At 66.5% G+C, this 6742-nt stretch carries 3 protein-coding genes and 1 pseudogene; 2 read left to right on the top strand and 2 right to left on the bottom strand.

The window, feature by feature from the left end:
- Positions 1 to 374: pseudogene (locus ACLP25_RS09350) on the top strand (PRC-barrel domain-containing protein); the annotation flags it as partial.
- Positions 375 to 711: 337 nt separating this feature from the next.
- On the opposite strand, the gene ACLP25_RS09345 reads toward ACLP25_RS09350, so the two are convergent.
- Positions 712 to 5118: a toll/interleukin-1 receptor domain-containing protein gene (locus tag ACLP25_RS09345; RefSeq protein ID WP_442468926.1), complete on the bottom strand. Its 4407-nt coding sequence runs from the start codon at positions 5116 to 5118 to the stop codon at positions 712 to 714.
- Positions 5119 to 5582: 464 nt separating this feature from the next.
- Between ACLP25_RS09345 and ACLP25_RS09340 the strand changes: the two genes are divergently transcribed.
- Complete coding sequence (locus ACLP25_RS09340; RefSeq protein ID WP_442468927.1) at positions 5583 to 5897, top strand: hypothetical protein; 315 nt, start codon at positions 5583 to 5585, stop codon at positions 5895 to 5897.
- A gap of 186 nt (positions 5898 to 6083) precedes the next feature.
- On the opposite strand, the gene ACLP25_RS09335 is transcribed toward ACLP25_RS09340, so the two are convergent.
- Positions 6084 to 6485, bottom strand: a complete 402-nt coding sequence (locus ACLP25_RS09335) for a 3'-5' exonuclease (protein WP_442468925.1) — start codon at positions 6483 to 6485, stop codon at positions 6084 to 6086.
- Positions 6486 to 6742 lie beyond the last annotated feature (257 nt).

Genomic DNA, 6742 nt, shown 5'->3' with positions numbered 1-6742 from the left:
CGGACGCGCGCCAAGATGAGCCGGTGACGAAGCAAATGGAGACCGACCTTTACGACCATTATGGGTGGGATCCAGCGTGGGGAACGACGTATTTTGGCGCAAGCGACATCGCCGCGCCGCTTTTGGAACCGCTGATCTTTTCGGAGAACGCAGCGCGTCGGGCCGCGGACATGGAAAGCCATCGCAGTGAGGGTGATCCGCATCTGCGCAGCGTCGTCTCGGTCAACGGCTATCACGTCCACGCCGCGGACGGCGACCTCGGCCACGTAGAGAATTTCCTTGCCAACGACGTCAACTGGGACATCCGCTATCTCGTCATTGCCACGCGGATTGGTTGCCGGGAAAGCATGTCCAACTGGCGCCGTTTGCGGTGAAGGGCATCGACCTGGTCCGAACATCGCATCGACGTCAATGTCACTCGCGATCAGGTGAAATCAAGCCCCGGCCTGGGACCCCGTGGCCCTGGCGGACAAGGTCGGCGAGCATAAATTACACCACCATTTTCGGTCGTGGCCCCTCTAGCTAGCAGCATGGACGCGCCGTTTCGTTTCATAGAGATGGAGGTTAGCGATGTGGGACAGAACGAATGTCCAGGGGGAACGGTGAGGCCGGCTCATTGCTTGGCGCTGCAGCGTGAAAACCCGCATGGCGCTGTCCACTCGAGCTCTTCGTCAGGCAACGTGACGACGCCGTCGGCGCGCCTTATCCCGACTACTTGCCCGGCGTGGTGCAGGGCGCGTCAGGCGCGCCGCCCAGATACTGTTCAACCTCGGCCGGCGTCAGCGTGCGTCCAGCGCTCGCGCAGGCCACTTGAATCAGGTCATCCAGGTGCAGCCGCCACTGGCGCACCGTGCCGTCGTACGCGCCGGAGATGAGCCAACGTCCGTCTGGGCTAAAGCCGAGGTGGGCCACAGAACCTTCGTGCCCGCGCAGCACGACCGGCGCTTCTCCCGGCGCGTCGGGACGCCATAGACGGATCGTCCGGTCCTCGCCGGCGGTGGCGAGCCACTGGCTGTCGGGGCTGAAGCCGGCGGCCAGGATGCGCCCGACGTGCCCCGTTAGACGGATGGGTGGGGCGGTTGCTGGCGCGCGCAAGTCCAGCAAGGCCGCGCTACAGTCCCACGACGCGAAGGCCGCCCATCGGGAGTCCGGGCTGAACACGGCGCGGAACACGCGGTCCTCGAAGTCGATCTCGCGGACCAGTTTCGGCGGCGCCCCGGGCGCCAACTCCCACAACCGTCCCTTCTGATCGAAGCTGGCGGTGGCGGCCCAGCGTCCATCGCTGCTGAGCGATATCTGGTAGACGACGTCGCCATGCGGCAACCGCAACGGGGTCGAGCAGGGGTTCTCGGACGCCAGGCTCCAAAGGTAGGCGGCCGTGTCCTGAGCGGCTGTCGCCAAAAGCTTGCCATCGTTGCTAAACTCGAGCTCTCGCACCGGTCTTCTCGGCTGGCAGCGGTACCGTGGCGCCAGCGCGGGCGTGTCGGCGGAGACGTCCCACAGATCGAGGCTCGGCCCTCGGCCTTGGCCGCCCGAGGTGCCGCTAGCGAGCCAGCGGCCGTCGGGGCTGAAACGCAAGGTGCGGTCGTCGCTCCATCCGTCCTCAACCATCACCAGCGGGGGCTTGTCGAGGTCGCGTAGGCTCCAAAGGCTGATGCGCCCGTGGTTCTGGCTCTTCGCGGCCAGCCAGCGACCGTCGGGGCTGAACGCGATCGAGCGTGCGAATCCCGGAACGGCCAGCATTTGCGCCGGCGCACGCAGGTCCTGCGTCGACCACAGCGCGAGCCGGTCGTCGCCATCGCTGGACGACGCGATCCATCGGCCGTCCGCGCTGGCGGCCAGGCCCATCATGACCGGGCCGACCGGCGCCCGCAGCACGAGCGGGTCCGCTCCAGGGTCAGGCAAGCGCCACAGCCGTGTCGGTTCGCCCTTTCCCCAGCTCAGCAAGTGGCCGGGGTCGGCTCCAGGTGAGAAGCGGATTGCGTCGATCGACAGATCGTGTCCGCGGAGCGGGGTCAGGCGTGGTACAGGGCTCATTAGGTCCCACAGGTTCAGGCTGCCGTCGGCCGCCGCGCTGGCCAGCCATCGTCCGTCGCCGCCGAATCGGAGCGCCGTCACGGGGCCGCCATGACCAGAGAGAATGATCGGCACGCGCGGCTCGCCTGGGTTGCTCGCCAAACGCCACAGGCGCGCGTCGTTCGAACCACCGCTGCCGAGCGCGAGCCAGCGACCGTCGGCGCTGATGTCGAGCGTACTGATCCAGCCGCCGCCACCGGGGTAGGTCGCGACCGGGCTCGCTGGAGGGTCGGGCTGGGTCAGATCCCACAGCTCGGCGACATAACCGTAAGCCGCCGCCAGCCGCGTCTCGTCCGGCGAGAAGGCGATCGCCAGCAGCGACGGTTCGGTTAATTTGCTTCGGAGGATGAGACTTTTTGGACCGCGCTCCGCCCCCTGCGCAGACAGGTCCCATAGTGGCACCGGCGCGCTGCCCGACTTGCAGGCTCCGGCGCAAGTGGCGGCCAACCAGCGGCCCTTCGGGCTGAACACGACCGTGGTGACGGGCGATTCATCCCGCCAAGCCTGATCACAAGGCGCTCCCTCCGGCCCGTCGGCCAGCCAGCGCCAGAGGCACAGCTGACCAGACTCGCCGCCGAAGGCGAGCCACTGCCCATCGGGGCTCGCGGCGAGCGCGCGGATCGGTCCGAATGAGTTCACCGAGATCACGCGGCCGGCGACTGGCGAGGCCGCGTCGACCTGCCACAAGCGCAAGGTGCCGTCGCTCCCGGCGCTGACGAGACGACGGCCGTCCGCCGCGAACGCGAGGCCGGCAACCGGGCCGTGATGCCCTGCAAGATCGTGCACAGCGGCACCCGGGTCGGCCGCCTTCAGATCGTGCAGGCGGATCAGCCCATCGGCGCCGCCAACGGCGAGCCACCGCCGGTCAGGCGAGTAGGCCGCGGCCACCACATCCGCCGCGTGGCCGTCCAGCGGCAGGCCTGCGGCTGCGCGTAGTCGCTGGCGCACGCCGTCGATCGCGCCGAGCAGCCCGACCGTGTCGCGGGGTTGCAGCGCCGCCGCATAAACTGCGAGCAGCAGGCTGCGCTGCGGGCGCGACGACGGGTCGCTCGTATGGCGGCTGATCTGCTGGACCTGCGCGACCCGGCGGTGCGCCAGCTGCGCGTCCGAGAGCGCGTCCTTCGCGTGTTGCTCCGATTGCAGCGCACTCTTTTCCGCGGTGTTCGCGGCCCACGCCTCCCACACAGCCCAGCCGGCGACGACGGCCAGCACCAATGCGGCGGCGAGCGAGCCCCAGGTGATGATCCGCCGCGTCCTCTCATTGCGACGGGTCTCCGCTTCGGCGCGCTCTATGCTCGCTTGAATGAACGCCCGCTCCTGCGGACTCAGCTGGCTTGGATGCTCAGTCAGCCACCGGCGAGCGCGACTGAGTTTCAGCCCAGTCAGGAGAGCGGTGGCCTTGTCCGCCTCCGGGGCCTGCTCCCAGTCACGCAGATCCTGCTCGAGTTGCTGTTTTCCGATCAGGAACACCCGCGCCGCGTCCAGCCAGGATCTGAGCAGCGGCCATTTCCGCAACAGCGCCTCGTGCGCCACTTCGACTACGCGGGCGTCGCCTTCCTGTCGCACGACCAGGAGGCGCGCCTTCGCCAATCGCTCCAGCAGCGGCTGGGCTTTGGCCGGCAGTTCGTCTAGCCGCGCCGGACGGCGGACATATTCGCCCTGGTCATTGACGCGCACCATCGCGGGCACGAACGCCTCGCGCAGCGCCGCCAACTCGTCGTCGGCCGGCTTCGCCTCGGCCAGCACCGCGTCGGCGGCTTTGCGCACCGCGTTTTCAAGCGGGGTGAGCCCCGCCTTCTCGTCTCCGAGCGCTTTGTAGCCGTCCAGACTGAGCACCTTGTTCGACGACCGGTCCCAGAGTTCGCGCAGCGCGAAGGCCAAAAGCGGCAGCGCGTCCTCTGTCGCGGCGTCACGGGCGGCCTGTTGCACAAAGGCCTCTTCGACGTTTACGCCGGCCACTTTCGCCGGTCCCTGGATGATCTGCGGAATGCGCGGTAGCGGCATCGGTCCGAGCGAGAATTCCTCGAACCGAGCCGTCAGCGACGCCGCCGATTGCAGCCGCCCCAAAAAGTCTGACCTCATAGCCATGACCGCCATGAACGGCAGGCTCTCGGCGAGAGCTTGACTGAGGATTTCCAGGAATCGCCGGGCCTCGTCCGGATCGGCGATGCCGAACAGCTCTTCCGCCTGGTCGATCGGGATCAGTATCTGCGCTTCGCCCGCGCCCGCCTTGACGCGCAGGTCGTTGGCGAAGTCCGCGAGAGCGCGCGTGGGGTCGGGACGTAAGAGATCGTCCTTCAGCTTGCGCCAGTCGGCGCCAGGGCCGGACGCCCCTGCCAGCGCCACCGCCAATTCGTCGACCGGATGCAGGCGGGGCCGCATCGGGGGCGCGACGATCCAATTGCGGCCGGCGCGTTTCAGCCGCGGAACGACCCCGGCCCGCAGCAGGGAGGATTTGCCCGATCCGGACGACCCGAGCAGCGCGACCAGCTTGGCGCCGCCCTGCGCGCGCCGCGCGTCGAGCCGCTCGATCAAACGGCGGATGTCGTCGTCGCGGCCGAAATAGATCGCAGCGTCCTCTTCCTCAAAGGCGAGCAGACCTGGAAACGGCGGGCGGCTCGCATCCCATGTAAAGCCGCCCTGGGCGTCGAGCGCGATCCGCACGAGCTCGCGCGAGAGCCGTTCGAGACCGCCCTCGCGATCGCTGAGCAGGTTGAGCGTCTGGATGTCGCGCGATATCTGAGCATCGCCGGTCGGCGTCTCGATCACAAGGAAGATCGCCTTGCCAAGCGCGCGCGCCTGGGTGAACTCGGCGAAGCACCATTTCGAGGCGAGCCAGTTCGGCGTCTGGATTATGATGACGGCCTGGGACTGCTCGACCTCCCGGTAAAGCGTCCTCTCCCAGTCGGCCCCGGGCGGGATGCCGGATATCTTGTCGAAGTCGAGGAAGGCGGTCTCGAACCCGTGGCTGGCGAGCCAAACCTTCATCCGCGCGGCCGCCTCGTCGTCGCGGCTCGAATGCGAGATGAAGATGCGCGCCATCGGGCGTTTCCAGTTCCGGCGTCGATTTCATGGTTCCGCGGCCGCGGAACGTTTTGGAAATCCTATCAAGAGCCACACGCTTTGCATACGGGATTCACCGGCACGGGATTCATTGATACGATGCCGGGATGAGGACTCCATCCCGCTCCTGCGTTGCCTCCAAACGAAGACGTTGAAGGCGTCGTCCCCGAGTTGGACGCCGGCGGCACCGAGGCTCACCACAGGCGCGGCGGGCCGGCGTCCAAAAAGCGCCAGGGCACGAAGTCGCGGGGAGCTGGGCAGCGCTTGGGCGGCGAGCGCTATGGGGATTTTAGGTTAGGGCCGCATTCGATGGGGGCGCGACATTGCGGCGACGCGACCTGCATGCCTTCACGCGGCGGCGGGCGAAAGGGCGAGAGAAGCGTCCCGGGCTGATTTTGAAGGGCGTCAACGGGCGCCGGGCGCATGGATTGCCATGAATCGGGTTGAGCGAGATCGTCGCCGGCGTGGAGCCAGCGCAACAGAACGGGAAGGCGGCGGCGCTGACAGGCGGTCTGGCTCATGATGTGTCGATCGTGCTTGGGGTCGGCCGCCACCTTGGCTCGCATCCGCGCGCGAAGACCTCGATGACGATCATGCGGGCGCCGCAGCGCGGGCATGGGGAGCGCAGCACGCGCGGCGCGTCCGGTGTGTGTCGCGCTGCACTTAAACGGGCTCTGCTTCACTTTGTGTGGAAATGGGGAAGTAGAATTGGCAATACGCGACTGATAACGCTGAGAAATTGCTGGCAAGTCTCGTGAGCAATGTCATTTCATATTGTTTCGGGAGCCCAGCGCCAAATCTCCCTGTGTTTTCAGCGCGCTAAAAACCCGTAAAGATCTCGTCCATCACACAAAGTGAAGCAGAGCCCCTAAACCAGCGAATCGCAAATAAGGTGCATTTTTACAGCACCTAATTTGCAACAGTCTGGACGGCCTGATCGCCGCTTAGTCGAGGAAATCTCGCTCGTTCTCGTACGCGTGGGCCACGATCGGCGACTCTCCAACGAAGTCTTTCACTTTCGGCAGGATCGCCGGGAACCGTGGAGCGTTCTTGAGATCGGCGGGGCGAATCCTGTGGATCTTAATAGCCTCGGGGTCGATTGGCCCATCCGGGTTGACCCTGGAGCTCCACGTCTCACCCTTGCGCCAGCCCTCGCCTTCGCGCAGCATTTCGACGAAACCGACTTCGACGATGATGCCAGGGGCTCTCCAGGCGAAAGGCTGCTTGCGAATGAACTCGGCGTCGGGTGTAGGCTTGCCAGTCGTCTCCGCGTCGAAGGCGACGAGCCGGTCGAAACCGTCGAGGAAATTCGGCAAGTACATCGCGGCGCTCCGATGCAGTTTCAATTCGTACGCGTTTCGGTAATCGGCGTCACGGCGGCCGACCGAATGACGCTCGGGATTCGAAAACCGGACTGAAGGCCGACCGTGCGAGGCCGTGGGTTTCCAGCTAGCCAGGACCAGAAAGTGAGTTTGTTCGAACGTACGCCTCCGAGATGCGCCCGGGGTGTTGGCTGGCGGTAGCGGCGACGTGCTGAAGCTGGTTACGCGGCGAGGGCGGTCGTGACGCGGGCGGCGTCTTGGCGAGCTTTCCAGGCCCAGGG

The organism is Roseiarcus sp., from assembly GCF_052145395.1.
Classification (GTDB): domain Bacteria; phylum Pseudomonadota; class Alphaproteobacteria; order Rhizobiales; family Beijerinckiaceae; genus Roseiarcus.
Note: the sequence above shows the minus strand (reverse complement) of the source record. Positions and strands in the feature narration are given on the sequence as shown.

Bases quoted from the DNA above. Each gene is read 5' to 3' on its own strand.
- ACLP25_RS09345 (WP_442468926.1), bottom strand. From the start codon at position 5,118: ATGGCGCGCATCTTCATCTCGCATTCGAGCCGCGACGACGAGGCGGCC.